The sequence below is a fragment of the Paenibacillus pectinilyticus genome (assembly GCF_001700435.1).
GTDB lineage: Bacteria > Bacillota > Bacilli > Paenibacillales > NBRC-103111 > Paenibacillus_E > Paenibacillus_E pectinilyticus.
The window spans coordinates 853660-871615 of record NZ_LYPC01000027.1; the positions used below are offsets into that span (position 1 = coordinate 853660).

A 17956-nucleotide genomic window follows, 5' to 3' on the forward strand; every position below is an offset into this window, starting at 1 on the left:
GATGCTATTTGGAAAAGGACGGATTGCGAATGATCAAAATAGGGTTAATTGGATTAGGTTTTATGGGAAGAATGCATTTGGAGAATTACATGCGCTTAGAGCAGGAAGGCGTTCCGATTCGCGTCACAGCACTATGCGATTTCGATGCGGCGAAGCTTGCCGGGCAAGCGCTTGGAGGTAATATGGAAACGGGGACGTCGGCCATTGATTTCGACCGTTTTGCCAAATATACAAGTGTTCAAGAGATGCTGGAAAAGGAACAGTTGGACATGGTCGACATCTCGTTACCGACCTTTCTGCATAAAGACATTGCGATTCAATGTTTGAACAGTGGTGTGCATGTTTTATGTGAGAAGCCGATGGCACTGAGCTCTGAAGAAAGTTCAGCCATGATTCAAGCAGCGAACAAGAATGAGAAGCAATTGATGATTGGGCAGTGCTTGAGATTCTGGCCAGCTTATGAATATTTGAAGGAGATCGTAGATAGCCGTAAGTATGGTAGTGCGATTAGCGGCTATTTCTACCGCTTCAGCAGCGCACCTACTTGGGGAGCTTGGCTGACTCAGAAAGAGAAGAGCGGCGGGGCTATGCTGGATATGCATATTCACGATACAGACATGATCAACTGGTTATTCGGCAAACCGCAGGAAGTCTCCGCGAATGCAAGAGTTGTAATTCCGGGCAGCGGCTATGATATCGTATCGACGAACTATAGGTATGAAGATGGTAAAGTGATCAACGCCCAAGCGGATTGGACGATGCAAGGGGATTTTGGGTTTGAAATGGGTTTTCGAGTCAATTTTGAAGGGGGTAACCTCCTCTTTAACGGAGATACGCTGAAGGTCAATCCGAATGGGGCTTCTGGTTTCTATGCGGAGCTTTCCCCGGAGCTCGGATACTACTGTCAGCTTAAGTATTTTACTGAAGCACTGATTCATGATCGTCCGTTAACAACAGCTTTGCCGACGAGCACCATGGGCAGTATGGCGTTGATTGAAGCGGAAATCGAATCCGCAGATCGGAATGGAGCCTGGGTGAAAGTGAAGCCATAATATTCATTCATGGGATACCTGATAGACTTTAAGGCTATGCTGTGTCTATAGTAGGAGTATCCAATGAAGGAGGAATGACTGGAATGACACACCCCATTGTTCCCTTTATACCGGCGGTTTTCGTACCGGTTCGAGATTTAAAAAGTGCCACAGAGTGGTACTCAGAGCTGCTTGGTCGCGTGATTGCACCAACAGAGGATGGTGATGGTATTTATATCTTCGCTATGGGGGAAGCGAACCTCATCCTCGATGGCAATGCCTGGGGAACACTGCCTAGAATTATGTTCGATACCAATGATATCAACGCGGCGCATGGGATTTGTGAGAAACTTCCTCATACCCATATTGCTGATGTTTACACCGATGAATACGTGTCGGTTTTTACAATCGATTCCGTCATGATTTGCCATGCCAATCGAGATTTGGGTATTCCGCAGTATAAGATGAATGGGTTGCTCGGTCAAATAAGCCGGATCTTCGTCCACACGGATAATCTGGAGACAACGGTTCATTGGTATGAGACTTTGCTAGCAAAACGTGTTACAGCGGATCCCCAGTTTGGGGGGCTTCCCAGCATTCAGATGGATCAAGGCCCTCATCTGCTATTTGATGACAATCGACTAAGCGCGACTTCGCGGGTACTTATGGAACAACTGCAGCAAGAGCATCGCATTAATCCCATAGCTGTCATTGAATCGCCTGATCTACCTGCTGCCTTAGACTACGTGCGTTCCAAAGGGGCCGTTGCTGACAAAGGTATCGAATCGAGACTTGGCGCTCAGTTTTTCATGTTCTATGATCCAGATGGCAATGGATATATGGTTAGCGGTATTAGCAGCTAAGTTTGCCTGCTAGTAATAAAAATATTTTTGAAGTCGCATGTATAAGATTTCCTTACACTCCACATTATAAGTGTACACCACGAGAAGGAGTGATTAAGTTCATGGCTAACAATAACACTTTAGTAGTACCGCAAGCGAAAGCCGCTCTAAATCAATTGAAATACGAAGTTGCACAAGAGTTAGGTATTCCACTGCAACCTAATGGTTATAATGGTGACCTGACTACACGCGATGCCGGTTCGATTGGTGGTACCATCACGAAAAGATTGGTGCAAATTGCTGAAGGGCAATTGCAAGGCTTCAGACGCTAATCGTTAACTATCACAGCTAAAACAAAAAGACTACAATCACTCTTCCTCCTGAGTGAATGCAGTCTTTTTCTTTTTTTATAGCCATGATTGCGAAAGTTACTTGTTCAGCTCAGATATCAAAGCATCCAGCGCTTCTTTACACGCATTGGCATCTTGATGTACCGCACGCACTTGCCTCAATACTTTATCTATGGCACTGTCAACGGAATTCCACTTCGTTTTGTTCATAGGCTTAAGCCGTGCCTCAGCTTTGTCCCAACCCGTCTCCAAGTCACTAACGCGTGTCTTTGCAGCAGAAGCATTTCCTGCTTGAACAAAAGCAAGTGTATCTTCACTAATTTTTTTGAAATTAGCTAGATCTTCTTGTGGGAAAGATTGTGCAGCAGTGCTCGAAGCAGATCCCTGCGGTAAAGCATCTTGTAGACTTTGATGACGTGTATAATAGCCTGTTCCCGCCGCGATTACTAACACAGCAACTACCACTGCAACTTGCCAAATGACAGAGCGGCGTTTGCTAGCTTTAACGTTTTTAGCTGATGTTGGTATCAGATCTCGTTTGGTGACGGTAAGGAATATGACCAATAGCAGAATCGCTGCAATAAATATAACGCTTGTCATTGTTGTACCTAAACCTAACCCACCATTATCTTGCGTTTGTGAAAGGAAATCACCGATTGAAGCACCTAATGGACGTGTCATGATATAGGCAATCCAGAATGCCAGCACCGCATCAAGCCCCAATCGCCATGAGACCGTCATGATGGCAATAATCGCACCAACGATGGTACCTGTTACGACGTAACCTAGTCCTAGGCTTTCCGCCATTAGATCTCCAGCTGCCGTACCCAGTGCAAATGTGAACAGGATGGTTAACCAATAAAACGCTTCTCTTCGTCTCGTAAATATGGAGTGGATAGAGAGTGTTTTCTCGCTGGCATACCATAAGATCAAGGTCAATACTAAGAGGACACTGAAAACGATCGTGCTCAGCTCAAGTGGAATACCTAAGTTATCTGTCATATTATCCGTAACAAGTGTCCCAAAGATACTGATCAAGAACACCGTCAACCAGTACAAACTCGGAATATACTTTTTTGCTGTAAACTGAAAGTAGATCGCGATGAGCAACAAAACACCTGTCACAATCGAGGTACCCGTCAGTCCGAAATTAAGATTTACATTAAGGAAGTCAGCGGCAGTTTCCCCGACCGTCGTGCATAAGATTTTGATGATCCAAAAATAGATCGTAACCTCTGGCACCTTACTTAACATTCGTTTCATTGCATTGGATGGAATCGAATCCATGTTGCAACCCCCTTTTCATCATACCCTTTGGTTTCCTAGACTTGGTCAGTGTACTTGTATTAAATGAGAAGATGATGAGAATTCGTTCTTTTCTAAATTAAGAAAAGTTTAAGAATTTGAACATAATAACTTAAATATTATTCATTAAGATGAGAACAAACATAGGCGCATAAGATATAGCCAACGATAGAGGCAGAAGCTCAGTTTGGAGGGATACCAATTGGCAGAATTACCTCGAATTCTAGTGCTTACAGCGAGTTATGGAGCGGGTCATCAACTTGCCGCACTCGCGATTAATGAGTATTGTCAGCGAAACAGCCTTGCCAATGTTCAAATCATTGATTTGATGAAAGAAGCGCATCCGATACTGAATAAAATATCAACTTCTGTATATATGGGCAGTTTTCGTGCTGCTAGATTTGGTATTCATTATTATGGCTGGAGCTATTATTTAACTCAAAGAAATAAGACGTATAGTCCTGTACTTGCGGGATTAAATCGATTAGGTACCAAACAATTACTTGAAATCATTCAGAAAGAGAAGCCAGACGGCATTATCAATACATTTCCTTATGGAGCTTCTCCTTTTTTGAGCAAGCATTTGGGTATTCCATCGTTCACCGTAATGACTGACTATGCGATACATGCTAGATGGCTTCACCCTACCATTAACAAATACTATGTAGCTAGTGAAGATTTGAAGTGTGATATGGTCGCGAAGGGGATTCGTGAAGAGCTCGTCGAAGTTACCGGAATTCCGATCCGAGATGCGTTTGAAAGAAATATCCAACCTGATGAGAAGAGTACCCATAAAAAGATTCTTATTATCGTAGGTTCATATAGTCAATACGACACAACGGTTAAAATGATCAAGAGTCTTGAAGTTCTACGGGATTGTCAAATTACTGTGGTCTGTGGTCGCAACACCAAACTACAACAACGACTTATTCAACAATTTCAAGTTTATAGCAGTGTTACAATTCTTGGTTTTGTTGACCAGATGAATGAACTCATGGCTACAGCCACATGTATCATTAGTAAAGCAGGTGGATTAACGTTAGCTGAATCCCTTGCGTTAAAGAAACCCGTTTTCATCTATCGGCCGTTTGCGGGTCAAGAAAAGGATAATGCCACTTATTTTTCTGAAAAAGGAATTGCCTTTATCAGTTATCGTATGAATGATCTAGTAAACCAAATTCGTCACTATGTCGATAATGATACTTGCGGTTCTCTAGTAAAGTCCAAAATGGATGTCTTACATCATAGACAAGCAGCGGAACACATCGTTACGGACGTTCTGAGAACAATTAGTTAGGATGGATCAAATGAAACCTAATCAGCCCAATACGAAGCTTCTAAGCACGATCAGTATACTTATTATTGCAGGCATCATCGGCTATTATCTCTATCTTGTTCATACAGGAGAAGCAGAAAGGCTCATTCATCGTATTCAGGATTTTGGGCAAATGGGTATTGTAATTGGTATCGTTGTTCAATCGATTGTGAATATCATTCCTGTACCTGGGGAATTTGTTTCGATTGCACTTATGGAGATTTATGGACCTATATGGGGTGGCGTTTATTCGTGGATTGGCGGTGTAACCGGCGCGCTCTGTGCGCTCTATTTAACCAAGTGGATAGCAAAGCCGTTCTTCGGAAAACTAGCGCAGCCCTTTCTTCAAAAAGTAGAAGAGTTCACCAAAAAACATGAAACGTTTGGCTTATTATTCATTCGATTCCTGCCGTTGGTTCCGTACCATTTTGTGAATTATACGATGGGTTTTCTGAAAATAAACGTATGGACATTTATTTGGACTACGGGGTTGGGAATACTTCCCTATACGATCGCCATGAGTGGTCTTTACGCGGGAGTTCGCAATGGTTCATTCCTGTGGGGAGCCATGGGTATCGTTGTATTTATCGTATTGCTAGGCATAAGTTGGTTGTTAAAAGGAAGACAGAGACGGATCTCAAGTCAGATGTAATGATAGGAAACTTAAATAAAGATTTGTGAAAAAAGAAGGCGAATGACTCAATTTTCTGAGCGTTCAGCCTTCTTTTTATATACATGGAGAGAGTCTTCTTCATTCTCATCAAAATTTCATTTTCATCAGGTATAGTTTGTGCCAGTTGCTATCGAGAATGATAATCAATATCTCTGCAAATGAAGAACATATTAATTGTTGTTACATACAAACTATAGGACTGGGGGATTTAATCAAATGAACAAACGTAAACAATTCATTATCTTAGCCGCAGCTATTGCACTCGTTGCAACAGGTTGCAGCAAAACAACACCTACTGCAAGTACGGCCACAGCTCCGGTTGCAAGTCCTACACCCAATGTCACGAAAGTTCCTGCCAAAGATGGCGCGGCAGCTTTTCTTCACACAATAGTGAGTTTGAAGGGGCAGCTTGATCAGAAGAAAGTGAATACTCCCCAAAAGATCGCTTCCTCCTTAGTGGGGCAATGGGCCAGCTTCGAAGACGAGGTTAAACTGAAATACCCGGAATTGTATGTAAAAGTCGAAAAGTATTTATCCCCGTTAGAAGCGGGCTTATCACAAGATAAGCTGGATTATGGATTAATGGGGCAACTCAATGATGGCGTCATTGGTGCACTTACAGAGTTAAGTACATCCCTAAATGAGAATAAAGGTGCAGTAAACGACGCCACGATTACAGGTTCCGAAGCGCTGCAAGAAGCAACAGTTGCTTACAATAAATACGTGCAAGATCAAGGTAATCAAATGGTTACACGGTTAGAAGAGCTGAATGCAGCAGTGGAAAGTGGCGATTTGAAAAAAGCACAAGAGGCTTATGTAGCTTCTCGGATCCCCTATGAACGAATCGAACCTGTGATTGAACGATTCAAAGAGCTTGATGGTGTCATGGATGCGCGTATCAATGACTTCAAGGATGATAAGGATCCTAATTTTACAGGATATCACCGGATTGAGAACATATTATTTGTGCAAAAAACGGTGAAGGATGCTGAACCATTTGCGGCCCGATTACTGGAAGACGGGAAGAAGATGCAGCAAAGTATTGCTGCTACCAAAATCGAAGCTACGGATTTCGTGACTGGCGTAGGCGAATTGATGGAGGAGGCACAATCCAAGAAGATTACCGGTGAAGAAGAACGTTGGAGTGGAGCTACAATCCCTGTACTTAGAGCAAATGTAGAGGGTGCTCAACAAATTTACATGCTTGTCCAAGCTGAATTAAAGAAGAAAGATGCTTCGCTTGACGAGGCAATAAACAAAAGTTTGGCTGCTGTCATTGAAACGATGAATACGCTGTCTCCTGTTGGGCCAACATGGCAGGATTTTGGTAAACTGGAACAAGCGAAGCGTATCGATCTCAAAAATAAACTGGAAACACTGGCTGAACCGCTTGTGAAAATGCCCGGGACGTTAGGTCAGTAAATACAAGCAACGATAGACAGCTGTCTATCGTTTTTATTCATTTAGAAGGAGTAGTTTTACTTACGATTACTCTTATGAATGGCGTTGATCTTATGGAATGCAGACTTATCTTTAAGCTTTAAGAAAAGCCCTAACATAGGGGCAAAGTTCACTTCAATGATCCAAACACGCCCAGTCGAATCTAGCGCCATGTCAAAGCCCATGGTATGGACCCAACGATAGGAGGGACCGAGTTTCGCTGCCGCTGTTAACGCAACCTGATTTAACTTCCCTAAGAGTGCAGATGATTTCGAGGTAGGAAGCTTAGATAGCTCAATCGCGCGGTTGGCCGTAACAACGTAGCCATGGCTTTTCCCGATATTCGTGACAACGAAGCCTTTCCCAGCCACTTTCGCTAATTTCCCTGTCACCTGCCATGGCGAATGCGGGCGTCGTTGTACCATGACGCGAAGGTCAAAAGGTTGGCCATTTACAGTAGCAAGAGAAATACGCCGCTGAACAAGATGGCTGCGACTATGTTTTTTCACAATAAATTGGTTCGTTTGCGACTTCGATAATGTAGATTTTTTTGCACCATCATGGATGGTATACTTCGACTTCCCAAGATGTTTAATGCGTATGACCCCATGCCCGCCGGAACTTCCAGTTGGTTTAATAATGACTTCGCCATATTTGTTCATCATCTGCCAAAAGCTGCTGCTGCTTAACCATTTGGTTTCGGGTAAATGAGGTCTGAGGAGAGTAGATTGACTGAGCAATCTGTGTTTACTCCACTTACTAGTGCCCATGCTACGGGGGATTCGCTTCTTAGTAACAATGTTCAATTTCGAAAGTCGGAGGGATCGCTGCATATGAAATTGCTCCTTTACGCTCAAGCTGGGTATTCTTCTCAGTTTATGATAAGCAAGCGCTGAACGTAGCGGGTAAGAACCTATTTTGACGAATAATGGGTAAAGGATAAGTACGTGTTTAATCTTGGAAAGGTTTATGTTTCCTTCAATACGTTCAGAATACAGGAGAGAGGGGGAATCTTGGTGGGGTTTTTAACAACATGGCTTGAACATTATGGGTATTGGGTTCTTTTCGGATCACTTTTCCTAGAAATGCTTGCTTTGCCGTTCCCTGGGGAAGTACTGATGAGCTATTCAGGCTTACTAATCTTTCAGGGGAAACTAAATTGGATCACTGCGATCGCAACAGCATGGACGGGTGTAAGCATCGGCATGACCCTATCCTATTGGATTGGGCTTCGCTTAGGGACTCCTTTCTTCGAAAAGCATGGTACTCGTATTCATATGGGCCCTGAACGGCTTCAAAGAATTTCATTCTGGTTTCAGAAGTATGGCAATAAATTGTTACTCGTTGCTTGTTTTATTCCGGGTGTTCGACATTTTACCGGGTATTTTGCTGGGGTTACACGTATTTCATTTCGTACCTATGCAAGTTACTCCTATATAGGTGCTTTCATTTGGGTGAGCGTGTTTATCTCGCTTGGCAAGGTCTTAGGGCCAAAGTGGGAGAAATATCATCATACGATGAACCGATATTTGATCTACGCGGGGATTATCGCGGTTTTCGTAGTTGTTATGGTCTATCTGTATCGGAAAAACAAAATGAAAGCGACCCGTCTGTTGACAAGCAGCCTCCAAAAGGTCATGTTTCATTTCCATTCCATGGGGAAAGTGAAATTTGTTGTGCTTGCTGCTTTTACGGTTTTCGCTGCCTGTCTATCCCTGATCATTGGCATGATTCAGGAGATTCTAGAGAATGAATTCACGACGTTTGATGAGGTGGTTAGTTTTATCCTTCATGAAATGTTTGATCCGAGTTGGGGGGCTTGGATGAACCGATTCGCCTTATTAGGATCTTATTATGTATTTATTCCATTCATTGCCGTAACCAGTATATTCATTATCTGGAAAGGTAAAGAACGCTTGTTGGAGTTGATGTGCTTTGCCTTCGTCATCGTCGGGGGAGAAGCGCTGGATGAAGGGTTGCGTTCGCTGTTTCAACGTGTGGGTCCAGCAGCTGTGATTGTTGATTTCCCTTATTCATTCCCAAGTGAACAAACCTTACTATCCTTGACTGTATGCGGCTTTGCTGCCTATTTGCTAGTTAGACATAAAGGCAATGTGAAAGTACGTCTCGCCGCAACCTTATTTGTGGTACTCCTGTGTTTGCTCGTTGGGATCAGCCGCGTATATTTCTATGTGCAAAATCCAAGTGATGTCCTTGCCGGTTACTTATTCGGGGGAACTTGGTTGAGCTTGAATGTCATGTTACTCGAGATTCTTCGCATGCTGAGTCGAAATGAGATTCAAGAAGTAGTGAATGGAGATTAAAAAAGTCTAATCTATAAAGCTAGCCCTCGCAACTAGGAATCCATACGAATATGATATATTAACTCATTTGAAGGGAGTTGATATATCATGTTATTAGTCAACCGCTTTTATGGCATCGTCTACAGAAACGCTAATGGAACAACAACGGTTTTTAATGCACGCGTCGTAGCTAGAGGATTAAATAGAATCAGAATTAAATTCATGAATGTTAACGGTTTTATCGTTTTTAGAGATCTATTTCTTGCGCGTATTCTTAGATTTGTTCTAATCTAGTTAAAAAACTCCAATCCTTGTCTATGAGGGATTGGAGTTTTTAATTACTTACGTTTGATACGTAAGAATCGACCGTTTGCTTTCGCGTAACGCAGAACTTTGAAGAACATTTTTTTATCTTTTAATTGGTTGAAAATAAAGGGATCTGGCGATGTGTTTACTTCTAGTACCCATGGTTTTAATTGTTTATCGATACCGATGTCAATGCCAATTTCTTTGAATCTTGGATAACTCTTCTGGTAGTGCGTTGCAATGCGATACCCTAGATTCTGCAGACTATGAATATATTTCTTTTTCTTCTGACCCTGTACATAAGAACCGAGTAACAATTCTAAAGGGAGCACTTTTCCACTGTTATGAAAGTTTGTTACTATTTTTTTGGGGTGTGCGACTCGACCGACATACCCCGTAGTCTCCCAAATTTTCAACGGACTTTTTTGCACCATTATTCGTGTGTCAAATATTCGCTTTTGATGGGTTATAAGATGAATACCTTGTTGAACCAGATAAGTTCTGTCTAGCTTGGCTTTGTTCAGAGCAGTGAATAAACCTTGAAATGATCCAAATGACTTAACCACTTTTCCCGCTTGAAAGCGATATTTATTATCTTTCATCACTCGAATAACACCATTTCCGGCAGTACCAGTACTGGGCTTTACATAAACCATCTTATGTTTAATTAACATTTGAAGCAGGTTTGCTTGACTGTAGATCCTTGTTTCCGGAACAAATTTACGGAGGTCTCTATTTAATAGAAGGACCTTTGTTTTAATCCATTTACTGCTTATTGTACGTGCTCGATTCATGGTTGTAACAGCACCTTTACTTGGGGATTTTCAATATTTTTATGTTGAGCTTCCAGTTATCATATTCAAATGACGGTAAGGGACTTGGAGTAGAGTCTAGTTGGATAATTAAATTTTGAAGCTTTCATTTTCATTGCATCTAATTGAACGGAAATTCGTATTCTCATTTTTTTCTCATCTTCACCTTGTAAACTTCTTGTAAATGCACGAGATGCTGCATGGAAAATAGGTAAAGGATGATGATGATGAGCTTCACAGATGTCGACTATCACGTATTTCAACTGATTAATCAATTAGGAAACGACCTTTCCTTCTTCAATCCCATTATGCGCTTCCTAGCTTCGAAAGCAGAGTATGTGTTCTATCTTGGCATCGTCGTGTACTGGTTTACGCGGCATGAAACGCATCGCCGCATGGTCGCGCAGTCCTTATTAGCTGCGTCCATCGCATTAGCATGCAGTGGGATTTTGGGCCATTTCTTCTATCGCGATCGCCCCTTTGTAACGCATTCTGTCTTGCAGTTAATTCCACATCCAGCGAATGCCTCTTTCCCAAGTGATCATGCGACAGCAGCATTTGTCATTGCGACATCCATCTGGTTGTTCCATAGGAAGGCTGGTCGTGTATGGCTGATTTTAGCGGCTTGTATTGCATTCTCCCGTGTATGGACTGGCGTCCATTATCCGTCTGATGTTATTAGCGGTGCTTTACTTGGTGGATTGATTGCGGTCGTTGTTCATCAGTTATTTCAACGTTCTTCAGGTGCATTGAAATTATTAAAATCGATCATCCATGGATACGAAGTTGTGGAAACGAAAGTTTGGCGCAAAAATCAAGGTGCATAATTGACGTTGTTGTAGAGAGGAATCCGTTCATGAAGGAACGGATTTTTGCTTTTTTCCGCACTCACTCAGTTAAGAAAGATTTAAGAATTGGTTCATAAGCACTTCATTTCTCTTGTCTACCATGTAGTTGTAAGCCCACATCACATTATTCTAGGAGGAAAAGATGAAAAAGAAGTGGATCATGTTAGGCAGCGCCGTAGGAATTAGTTCCATTGTCATGGTAACAACAGGGTTTAGCGCATTAGCAAGTACATCAGGCTATGACGCATATAAGTCTGCGCTTAAGAATACCAAAACGATTCAAAACGTTGCGGTTCAAGCGGCAGCATCCCTGCAAGACAATGGCAAAGAGCTAGCCAATGCAAGTGGCAATTTTAAATTGAGCTTAAGTTCGGAAGCAGCAAGCGGGACTGCGAAAGTAACAGCGAATGGCACAGATCAGTCACTTAGCTTCTATAAGCAAGCGAATCAAACCGTACTTAAGTCCGATACAAGCGATGTGTACTTCGTAAGCCAAGAGCTAGAGAAGCGACATAAGAACGATAAAGCCGATAAAACAGCAAATGAAACTGAAATTCCGCAACAAGTGGAAACAGTTATTGATGCGCTAGTCGGGAATATGAAAGATTTCGTAGCCGTTGATACGAAAGCCGACGGCTCCAAAGATATTTCCGTTCAACTGAATAATGCTCAAATTCCTACGGTTGTTAACGCGCTAGCACCAATCGCTTTGAAAGAAGCGACGAAGGATGAGCACGATGGTGAGAAAGCTGCGAATGGCGCCAATGCGAACAAGCTTCCTTTCAATGAAGATTTCTTGAAAACTGCTGCGCCGCAATTGACACAAGATATTAAGATTGAAAATGTATCGATTAAGGCGACTGTCAATGCTTCGAATTATATCTCCCATCAAGAAGCGGATCTTACTGTTTCAGGGAAAGATGACAGCGGCGTTGCCCATCAAGTTACACTTCATTTGCAAGCTGATCTATCGGATTACAACAATACAACACCAGATACGATTGATCTGACTGGGAAAACCGTTCAAAACGTGAAACATGATAAACATGGTCATGACGCAAACGAATAATAGAAAATAAGTGATCAGGGGGCAGATAGGTTACGTTCCTAACCTATCTGCTCATCTCACGAAGAAAGGGGAAACCGAATGACGACGATTTTAGAAACAACCGCGCTCAGTAGAGTGTATAGGAATGATCGGGGAATTCGTGATATGACACTCCAGTTACACGAAGGAGATGTGTATGGTTTACTTGGCCCCAATGGAGCGGGTAAAACGACGTTTCTTAAGCTCATTACAGGCTTGATTCGACCGGATCAGGGCACGATTTCACTATTTCAAAAGGATTTAGCCGAACACTTCGCACAAGGGATGGTGCAGGTCGGCAGCATGATTGAATCTGCTGATTTTCATGATTTTATTAGTGCGTGGCAGTATCTTGAGCTTGTCGCTCGTTTCTATCCGAGTGTGACAACGAAGCGAATGGAAGAGGTCTTGGAACTAGTTGGCTTACGCAAAGTTCGGAAAGAGAAAATCAAAGGCTTCTCAACAGGTATGAAGCAGAAGCTGGCACTCGCGGCAGCGATCCTGCCTGAACCGAAATTTGTCATCCTGGATGAGCCTACCAATGGCTTGGATATCGAAGGCACAGTGATGTTCCGCAAGTTAATCAAACATTTGTCGGAAGAGAAAGGCACGTCCTTTTTAATATCGAGTCATATGATTCATGAATTGGAACAACTTTGTAATCGCGTAGGAATTGTAGTAGATGGACGTTTAAGAAAAGAAGGGTATGTATCCGACCTCCTACAAAATAATCAATCGCTTGAACAATTCTATATTGATGAGTTGCAGCTTACCAAGGAAAAGGAGGGATTGGAAAGTGCATAGTTGGCGTGCTGGTTATTTGAATGAGCTTTACTTAATGTTTTATCGAAAGAAGATTGTCATGTTCGTCGTTCTATCAGCTTTACTGCCGATCTTACTGGTTCTATCACTCCATGCGTTACAGCCGATCCTGGGGCTGATTGCGGTAAGTCAGTCTTTTCCGATTCAAATGCTTACCATTTACACAGGTCTATGGATCCCACTCTTTATTTTCACCATGACAGGTGATCTCTTCCCTAATGAAATAGCAGCGAAAACGTTAAAGCTAGCGTTACTTCGTCCGAATTCCCGCTACCAAGTCTATGGTACGAAAGTCGCCGCGTTAGGTACTGGTATTGCAGGTATCCTACTAATCCTTGGCCTTGTCACGTTTATTTGCAACTTATTTACAGGAACAGCCGCAAATGTGTCTGATACGTTTCACATGATCCTTGCTTATATCGCTGCATTTGTATCGATGTTTGCTTTGTCGGCCGTATTCATTTTCGTAGCGCAATTCTTCAAAAGTGCAAGCAGCTTCATGGTCTTCTCCATCGTTCTATATGTAGCTGCCAAAATAGCGCCTTTCCTATTGCGTTCCATATCGGCGTTCTCACCATTTACGTATACCGACTGGCACATGTTATGGCTGAGCCAAACCGTTCCAACTAGCCGATTAGTCACTTCATCGATGTTCCTTATTTCCAGTTGGTTATTATTTTTGGCCATTGGTTACTATAAATTTGATAAAAAAGAAGTTTAATGCGGGGAATTTATTTATGTCCATTCGTGTAAAATTATTAATTTCCTATGCGGCCATGTTGGTCGTGCCACTTGTTATGATGATTATCACCGCAGCGTTGCTCGTTCTTGTTTTTCGCGGCGATTTCCAAGGTATTCGCGATCAATTACAAACAGGCGTTGGGTTATTTGATAATCAGAATGTGGAACATACAATGAGAGATTTGAAACGAACATCCGAGAAAAATCCCGCTATACTATCCGATGTGAGCTATCTAGCGGATGTCGATCAAGATCTTACAACGAACAACGCGAAATTGATCGTTCGGAGAGAGAATACGTTTGTATATGTTTCTCCTTCGCTTCAGACATCCGAAGTTCTCAAGAATTTACCTAGCTTTAAGCATCCTGGACATCCGGAGATGGAAGATGCCAAGCATTATGGTAAAGATTTATTGGAAGTGAACTCCATTGATTTTTATTTTAGCGGACAACAGCCGGGAAGTATTTTTATTGTAACAACCGTTAACCCTCTCGTTAACTTTGCCCAAAAGTTTTTTCCTATACTTTTTCTCACGCTGCTTATTATTCTGATACTCACACATACGCTTCTCACGATTTATGTCTCTAGAAGTATCGTTCAGCCGCTTCGTAAGCTCAAGAATGCCATGAAACGGATTCAAGCGGGAGACCTGGATTTCCAAGTCCAGATTACGAATAAAGATGAAATCGGACAGCTGAGTATCGCTTTTGAACAAATGCGTAAACAATTAAAGGAATCGATTCAAACACAAATTCAATATGAAGATAACCGCAAAGAGCTGATTTCGAATATCTCTCACGATATCCGTACACCGCTTACCGCAATCAGGGGGTATGTGGATGGTTTAGGAGATGGCATTGCTGATACACCGGATAAAAAACAGAAATACATTGACATTATTTCGTCCAAAGCCGAAGAGATGGATCACTTAATTGATGAATTATTTCTATACTCCAAATTGGATCTGAAGCGAGTACCTTTTCATTTTGAAATCGTAGATTTCGCCTCTTTTTTATTAGACTGGTCAGATGAGTTGGATTTCGAGCTTGGTAAAAAAGGCGTTTATTATAAGTCAGATATCATCTTAGAGGAACAGGTTCTGGTCTCGATCGATCGGGATAAATTGAAACGTGTCTTCTCGAATATTTTAGATAATTCCTTGAAATATTTGAATAAAACAGACAAATGTATTACGCTGCACGCGAAGTTAATCGGAGAATACGTCATGATTGAAATCACAGATAATGGGAGTGGCGTTGATGCCGATGCACTTCCTCATATTTTTGATCGGTTTTACCGGGCAGATCCCTCACGTAACAGTCAACAAGGGGGAAGCGGTCTTGGACTTGCGATTTCTAAACAAATGATCGAAGGCCATGGCGGTACGATTGAAGCCCACAGCGTCAAGGATGAAGGCACGTGTATCACGATAAAATTGCCGCTTAAAGGGCTTAAAGATGGTGAGAAGGCATGAAAAACATACTAATTGTTGAAGATGAAGAGCTGATTGCTGAACTCGAAAAGGATTATTTAGAAGTGAGCGGCTTTAAAGTGGACCTAGCTATGGATGGTGAGAAGGGCCTGGAGCTTGGATTAAGCGGGGACTATGATCTCATTATTCTAGATGTCATGCTGCCGCTGATCAATGGTTTAGAGGTTTGTAGACAGATTCGCGAGAAACACCAGATACCGATCTTGATGGTTACAGCGAAAAAGGAAGATATCGATGTGATTCGCGGACTCGGACTGGGTGCGGATGATTATATCACCAAACCGTTCAAGCCTGTTGAGCTTGTCGCTAGAGTCAAGGCACATTTATCTCGCTATGAACGATTAATTGGGACGAAAGAGATGAAAGAAGAGATCCGAATTCACGGACTGCTCATCGATTATGGTTCAAGACGTGTGTTTATTCATGAGCAAGAAATCAATTTAACGACAAAGGAATTTGATCTCCTGTATTTCCTTGCTATGAATCCGAATCGGGTCTTTAGTAAGGATCACCTTTTTGAGCGGATATGGGGCATGGATGCTGTGGGAGATTCACAAACCGTGACGGTTCATATTCGTAAAATAAGAGAGAAAATTGAAATCGAGCCGTCTAACGCGCAATATATTGAAACCGTATGGGGAGCTGGCTATCGCTTTCGCATCTAGTGGTTAGAAGCCCTTTGAAAATAACTTTAGGAAGGATGGTTCCGATGAAAAATCTAAATCCTTTGGATGAAATCGATGTGTTTTTGCATACCATTCATGATCTTGAAGGGAAAATCACGACGCTCATTCATCGTTCCAATTTAACGGAAACCGAAAAAGCGTTCATACTGGAACATATTCTTATCATTCCCGGGAAATGCAGCGAACATGAGTAACATATGCTGGTATGATTATGGGGAAAAGACCTCCCTCACTACTGTGTGAAGGAGGTCTTTCGCTATGTCATCTCTTATTTAATTACACGACGAGCTGTCTTGTAATGCGTGCTCCACCAACCCGAATTCATATCCGAAATGGTTACACCAGGGCTTCCGTAGGTATGCATGATCTTCCCATTCCCGATATAAATACCGACGTGATGGATGGGGGAGTAGAAGAACACAAGATCCCCTGGTTGAAGCTGATTTCTAGGTACATAGGACCCGACTTGAGACTGTGCCTGTGAGGAACGCGGCAAGCTAATCCCATTCTTCCCATACACATATTGTGTAAAAGATGAACAGTCAAATGAGCTTGTCACGCCTTTCTGGGCTCCGAAGTTGTAACGAACACCAAGATAGTTCTTACCTAGTGCAATGATGCTCCCAGCCTTGCCAGAAACGGAAGTCGACGCGGCTGTTGTTGTTGTGTTAGCAGTAGCGGCATGTGCCGCTTGCGGTGCACCCATGATGGAAATGGAAACAAATAAGGAAACACTAAGTGTAATTCCTAATAGCGACTTTTTCAGGCGATTCGTCTTCATCGTTTTCATGAGTAGATATCCTCCTTAAGGATCGTGTATTAGGCTTTCACCTGAGATAACCTTAACACATATGAAACATCCTAAGGATTACCAAGTCATTCATTTGGCGAGTAAACATACGATAGGAACGCCGTTTATTAGAAAACGATGAGAGTTCACTGAGCAAATATCTATTGACATCTTCACATGAGATTTTAATAAAGAGCTTGTACAATAGCGATAGTTGATTTGAAATAGAGAAAGGAAGAAGGTCTTACAGATGAATAAGAACCCATCATTATCGAATGCAATGAATCAAATGAAAGGCTTAGCGGCTAAAGTTCCAGAAATAACCCTATACTTTTGGATTACGAAGCTTTTAACAACAGGCATGGGTGAGGTAGCCTCAGATTATTTATTTGAGCATTTAAACCCGTTGATTTCCGCTCCTTTAAGCGTCGTTATTTTTATTATTGCGATGATCTTACAATTTAAGGTTCGTCGATATATACCTGGCGTGTATTGGTTAGTCGTCGTGATGGTTAGTATCTTCGGGACAATGGCCGCAGATGTCGTTCGTGTGGGACTCGGAATTCCCTATGTCGTTTCGACGATATTCTTTATTGTAGCCTTAGCAGCTATTCTATTTACTTGGTATGCCAAAGAGAAGACACTGTCGGTCCATAGTATATTCACTCGCCGCCGCGAGGTCTTCTACTGGCTTACAGTACTTACTACGTTCGCACTTGGCACATCAGCAGGCGACTTGACTGCGACGAATATGCATTTAGGTTATTTCGCATCTGGCATCGTATTTACTTGCTTGTTAGCCATTCCTGCTATCGGTTTTTGGTTGTTTGGTCTGAAAGAAATTATCGCTTTCTGGTTCGCCTACATCTTAACGCGTCCAGTCGGCGCCTCTTTCTCAGATTGGTTATCGGCTACTCATGCCAATGGCGGTATGGGATATGGCAGTGGGCCGGTCAGCCTCGTGTTAACGATCTTCATTATTATTTTCGTCGTTTTCCGCGGAGGTACAGCGGCTAAGGGAACAAAGGGTGAAGAAGATTTGGTAGAAGCGGTGTAATCGAATCGATTCCATAGATAAAGATGACTTTGAGAATCTTCAAAGTCATCTTTTT

19 protein-coding genes are annotated in these 17956 nt (G+C 42.3%); 15 read left to right on the forward strand and 4 right to left on the reverse strand.

What is annotated here, in order from left to right:
* Positions 1-29: 29 nt before the first annotated feature.
* The 3 genes from A8709_RS25350 (at position 30) to A8709_RS25360 (ending at position 2205) form a co-directional block, all read left to right on the forward strand.
* The gene (locus tag A8709_RS25350) at positions 30-1052 is read left to right on the forward strand and encodes a Gfo/Idh/MocA family protein (RefSeq protein ID WP_065856369.1); all 1023 of its coding nucleotides are present in this window, start codon (positions 30-32) and stop codon (positions 1050-1052) included.
* Between the two features lie 83 nt (positions 1053-1135).
* Positions 1136-1894, forward strand: a complete 759-nt coding sequence (locus A8709_RS25355; RefSeq protein ID WP_065856371.1) for a VOC family protein — start codon at positions 1136-1138, stop codon at positions 1892-1894.
* A gap of 101 nt (positions 1895-1995) precedes the next feature.
* Complete coding sequence (locus A8709_RS25360; RefSeq protein ID WP_065856373.1) at positions 1996-2205, forward strand: alpha/beta-type small acid-soluble spore protein; 210 nt, start codon at positions 1996-1998, stop codon at positions 2203-2205.
* A gap of 96 nt (positions 2206-2301) precedes the next feature.
* Here the strand turns inward: A8709_RS25360 and A8709_RS25365 are convergent, their stop codons facing one another.
* Positions 2302-3510, reverse strand: coding sequence for a COG4705 family protein (locus A8709_RS25365; RefSeq protein ID WP_065856375.1), 1209 nt, complete (start codon positions 3508-3510; stop codon positions 2302-2304).
* Positions 3511-3730: 220 nt separating this feature from the next.
* Here A8709_RS25365 and A8709_RS25370 point away from each other — a divergent pair, with 220 nt between their 5' ends.
* The 3 genes from A8709_RS25370 (at position 3731) to A8709_RS25380 (ending at position 6938) form a co-directional block, all read left to right on the forward strand.
* Positions 3731-4825, forward strand: a complete 1095-nt coding sequence (locus tag A8709_RS25370; RefSeq protein ID WP_065856377.1) for an MGDG synthase family glycosyltransferase — start codon at positions 3731-3733, stop codon at positions 4823-4825.
* Between the two features lie 10 nt (positions 4826-4835).
* Positions 4836-5495: a TVP38/TMEM64 family protein gene (locus A8709_RS25375; RefSeq protein ID WP_065856378.1), complete on the forward strand. Its 660-nt coding sequence runs from the start codon at positions 4836-4838 to the stop codon at positions 5493-5495.
* Positions 5496-5732: 237 nt separating this feature from the next.
* Complete coding sequence (locus tag A8709_RS25380; RefSeq protein WP_065856380.1) at positions 5733-6938, forward strand: EfeM/EfeO family lipoprotein; 1206 nt, start codon at positions 5733-5735, stop codon at positions 6936-6938.
* 56 nt (positions 6939-6994) lie between these two features.
* Here A8709_RS25380 and A8709_RS25385 read toward each other — a convergent pair whose 3' ends face one another.
* Positions 6995-7726: a YheC/YheD family protein gene (locus A8709_RS25385; RefSeq protein ID WP_065857370.1), complete on the reverse strand. Its 732-nt coding sequence runs from the start codon at positions 7724-7726 to the stop codon at positions 6995-6997.
* 246 nt (positions 7727-7972) lie between these two features.
* Between A8709_RS25385 and A8709_RS25390 the strand changes: the two genes are divergently transcribed.
* On the forward strand, positions 7973-9280 hold the full coding sequence (locus tag A8709_RS25390; protein WP_065856382.1) for a bifunctional DedA family/phosphatase PAP2 family protein: 1308 nt from the start codon (positions 7973-7975) through the stop codon (positions 9278-9280).
* A gap of 317 nt (positions 9281-9597) precedes the next feature.
* Here the strand turns inward: A8709_RS25390 and A8709_RS25400 are convergent, their stop codons facing one another.
* Complete coding sequence (locus A8709_RS25400) at positions 9598-10359, reverse strand: YheC/YheD family protein (RefSeq protein ID WP_065856386.1); 762 nt, start codon at positions 10357-10359, stop codon at positions 9598-9600.
* A 245-nt stretch (positions 10360-10604) separates the two neighbouring features.
* On the opposite strand from A8709_RS25400, the gene A8709_RS25405 reads away from it, so the two are divergent.
* From A8709_RS25405 to A8709_RS34740, 7 genes are all read left to right on the forward strand, one after another.
* Positions 10605-11204 carry an undecaprenyl-diphosphatase gene (locus A8709_RS25405; protein ID WP_244163312.1) on the forward strand — a complete coding sequence of 200 codons (600 nt, stop codon included), beginning with the start codon at positions 10605-10607 and terminating at the stop codon, positions 11202-11204.
* A gap of 163 nt (positions 11205-11367) precedes the next feature.
* Positions 11368-12294 carry a hypothetical protein gene (locus A8709_RS25410; RefSeq protein WP_065856388.1) on the forward strand — a complete coding sequence of 309 codons (927 nt, stop codon included), beginning with the start codon at positions 11368-11370 and terminating at the stop codon, positions 12292-12294.
* Positions 12295-12372: 78 nt separating this feature from the next.
* Complete coding sequence (locus A8709_RS25415; protein WP_065856390.1) at positions 12373-13116, forward strand: ABC transporter ATP-binding protein; 744 nt, start codon at positions 12373-12375, stop codon at positions 13114-13116.
* On the forward strand, positions 13109-13855 hold the full coding sequence (locus tag A8709_RS25420) for an ABC transporter permease subunit (protein WP_065856392.1): 747 nt from the start codon (positions 13109-13111) through the stop codon (positions 13853-13855). The genes A8709_RS25415 and A8709_RS25420 overlap by 8 nt, the downstream gene beginning before the upstream one ends.
* A 16-nt stretch (positions 13856-13871) precedes the next feature.
* A complete protein-coding gene (locus A8709_RS25425; protein WP_065856394.1) occupies positions 13872-15350 on the forward strand; it encodes a sensor histidine kinase in 1479 nt (492 codons plus the stop codon).
* A complete protein-coding gene (locus tag A8709_RS25430; protein ID WP_065856396.1) occupies positions 15347-16033 on the forward strand; it encodes a response regulator transcription factor in 687 nt (228 codons plus the stop codon). Before A8709_RS25425 ends, A8709_RS25430 begins: the two co-directional genes overlap by 4 nt.
* A 44-nt stretch (positions 16034-16077) precedes the next feature.
* On the forward strand, positions 16078-16248 hold the full coding sequence (locus A8709_RS34740) for a hypothetical protein (protein ID WP_167357166.1): 171 nt from the start codon (positions 16078-16080) through the stop codon (positions 16246-16248).
* 74 nt (positions 16249-16322) lie between these two features.
* Here A8709_RS34740 and A8709_RS25435 read toward each other — a convergent pair whose 3' ends face one another.
* Positions 16323-16835 (reverse strand): C40 family peptidase, encoded by a 513-nt coding sequence (locus tag A8709_RS25435; RefSeq protein ID WP_065857374.1) that lies wholly within the window; start codon positions 16833-16835, stop codon positions 16323-16325.
* Positions 16836-17094: 259 nt separating this feature from the next.
* On the opposite strand from A8709_RS25435, the gene A8709_RS25440 reads away from it, so the two are divergent.
* On the forward strand, positions 17095-17901 hold the full coding sequence (locus A8709_RS25440; protein ID WP_065856398.1) for a COG4705 family protein: 807 nt from the start codon (positions 17095-17097) through the stop codon (positions 17899-17901).
* The last annotated feature ends 55 nt before the right edge of the window (positions 17902-17956 follow it).

Excerpts from the sequence above, each read along its gene's own strand:
- A8709_RS25430 (WP_065856396.1), top strand. The coding sequence starts at position 15,347 with ATGAAAAACATACTAATTGTTGAAGATGAAGAGCTGATTGCTGAACTC.
- A8709_RS25425 (WP_065856394.1), top strand. The coding sequence starts at position 13,872 with ATGTCCATTCGTGTAAAATTATTAATTTCCTATGCGGCCATGTTGGTC.
- A8709_RS25415 (WP_065856390.1), top strand. The coding sequence starts at position 12,373 with ATGACGACGATTTTAGAAACAACCGCGCTCAGTAGAGTGTATAGGAAT.
- A8709_RS25405 (WP_244163312.1), top strand. The coding sequence starts at position 10,605 with ATGAGCTTCACAGATGTCGACTATCACGTATTTCAACTGATTAATCAA.
- A8709_RS25400 (WP_065856386.1), bottom strand. The coding sequence starts at position 10,359 with ATGAATCGAGCACGTACAATAAGCAGTAAATGGATTAAAACAAAGGTC.
- A8709_RS25365 (WP_065856375.1), bottom strand. The coding sequence starts at position 3,510 with ATGGATTCGATTCCATCCAATGCAATGAAACGAATGTTAAGTAAGGTG.
- A8709_RS25435 (WP_065857374.1), bottom strand. The coding sequence starts at position 16,835 with ATGAAGACGAATCGCCTGAAAAAGTCGCTATTAGGAATTACACTTAGT.
- A8709_RS25385 (WP_065857370.1), bottom strand. The coding sequence starts at position 7,726 with ATGGGCACTAGTAAGTGGAGTAAACACAGATTGCTCAGTCAATCTACT.
- A8709_RS25355 (WP_065856371.1), top strand. The coding sequence starts at position 1,136 with ATGACACACCCCATTGTTCCCTTTATACCGGCGGTTTTCGTACCGGTT.
- A8709_RS25350 (WP_065856369.1), top strand. The coding sequence starts at position 30 with ATGATCAAAATAGGGTTAATTGGATTAGGTTTTATGGGAAGAATGCAT.
- A8709_RS34740 (WP_167357166.1), top strand. The coding sequence starts at position 16,078 with ATGAAAAATCTAAATCCTTTGGATGAAATCGATGTGTTTTTGCATACC.
- A8709_RS25410 (WP_065856388.1), top strand. The coding sequence starts at position 11,368 with ATGAAAAAGAAGTGGATCATGTTAGGCAGCGCCGTAGGAATTAGTTCC.
- A8709_RS25440 (WP_065856398.1), top strand. The coding sequence starts at position 17,095 with ATGAATAAGAACCCATCATTATCGAATGCAATGAATCAAATGAAAGGC.
- A8709_RS25360 (WP_065856373.1), top strand. The coding sequence starts at position 1,996 with ATGGCTAACAATAACACTTTAGTAGTACCGCAAGCGAAAGCCGCTCTA.
- A8709_RS25380 (WP_065856380.1), top strand. The coding sequence starts at position 5,733 with ATGAACAAACGTAAACAATTCATTATCTTAGCCGCAGCTATTGCACTC.
- A8709_RS25375 (WP_065856378.1), top strand. The coding sequence starts at position 4,836 with ATGAAACCTAATCAGCCCAATACGAAGCTTCTAAGCACGATCAGTATA.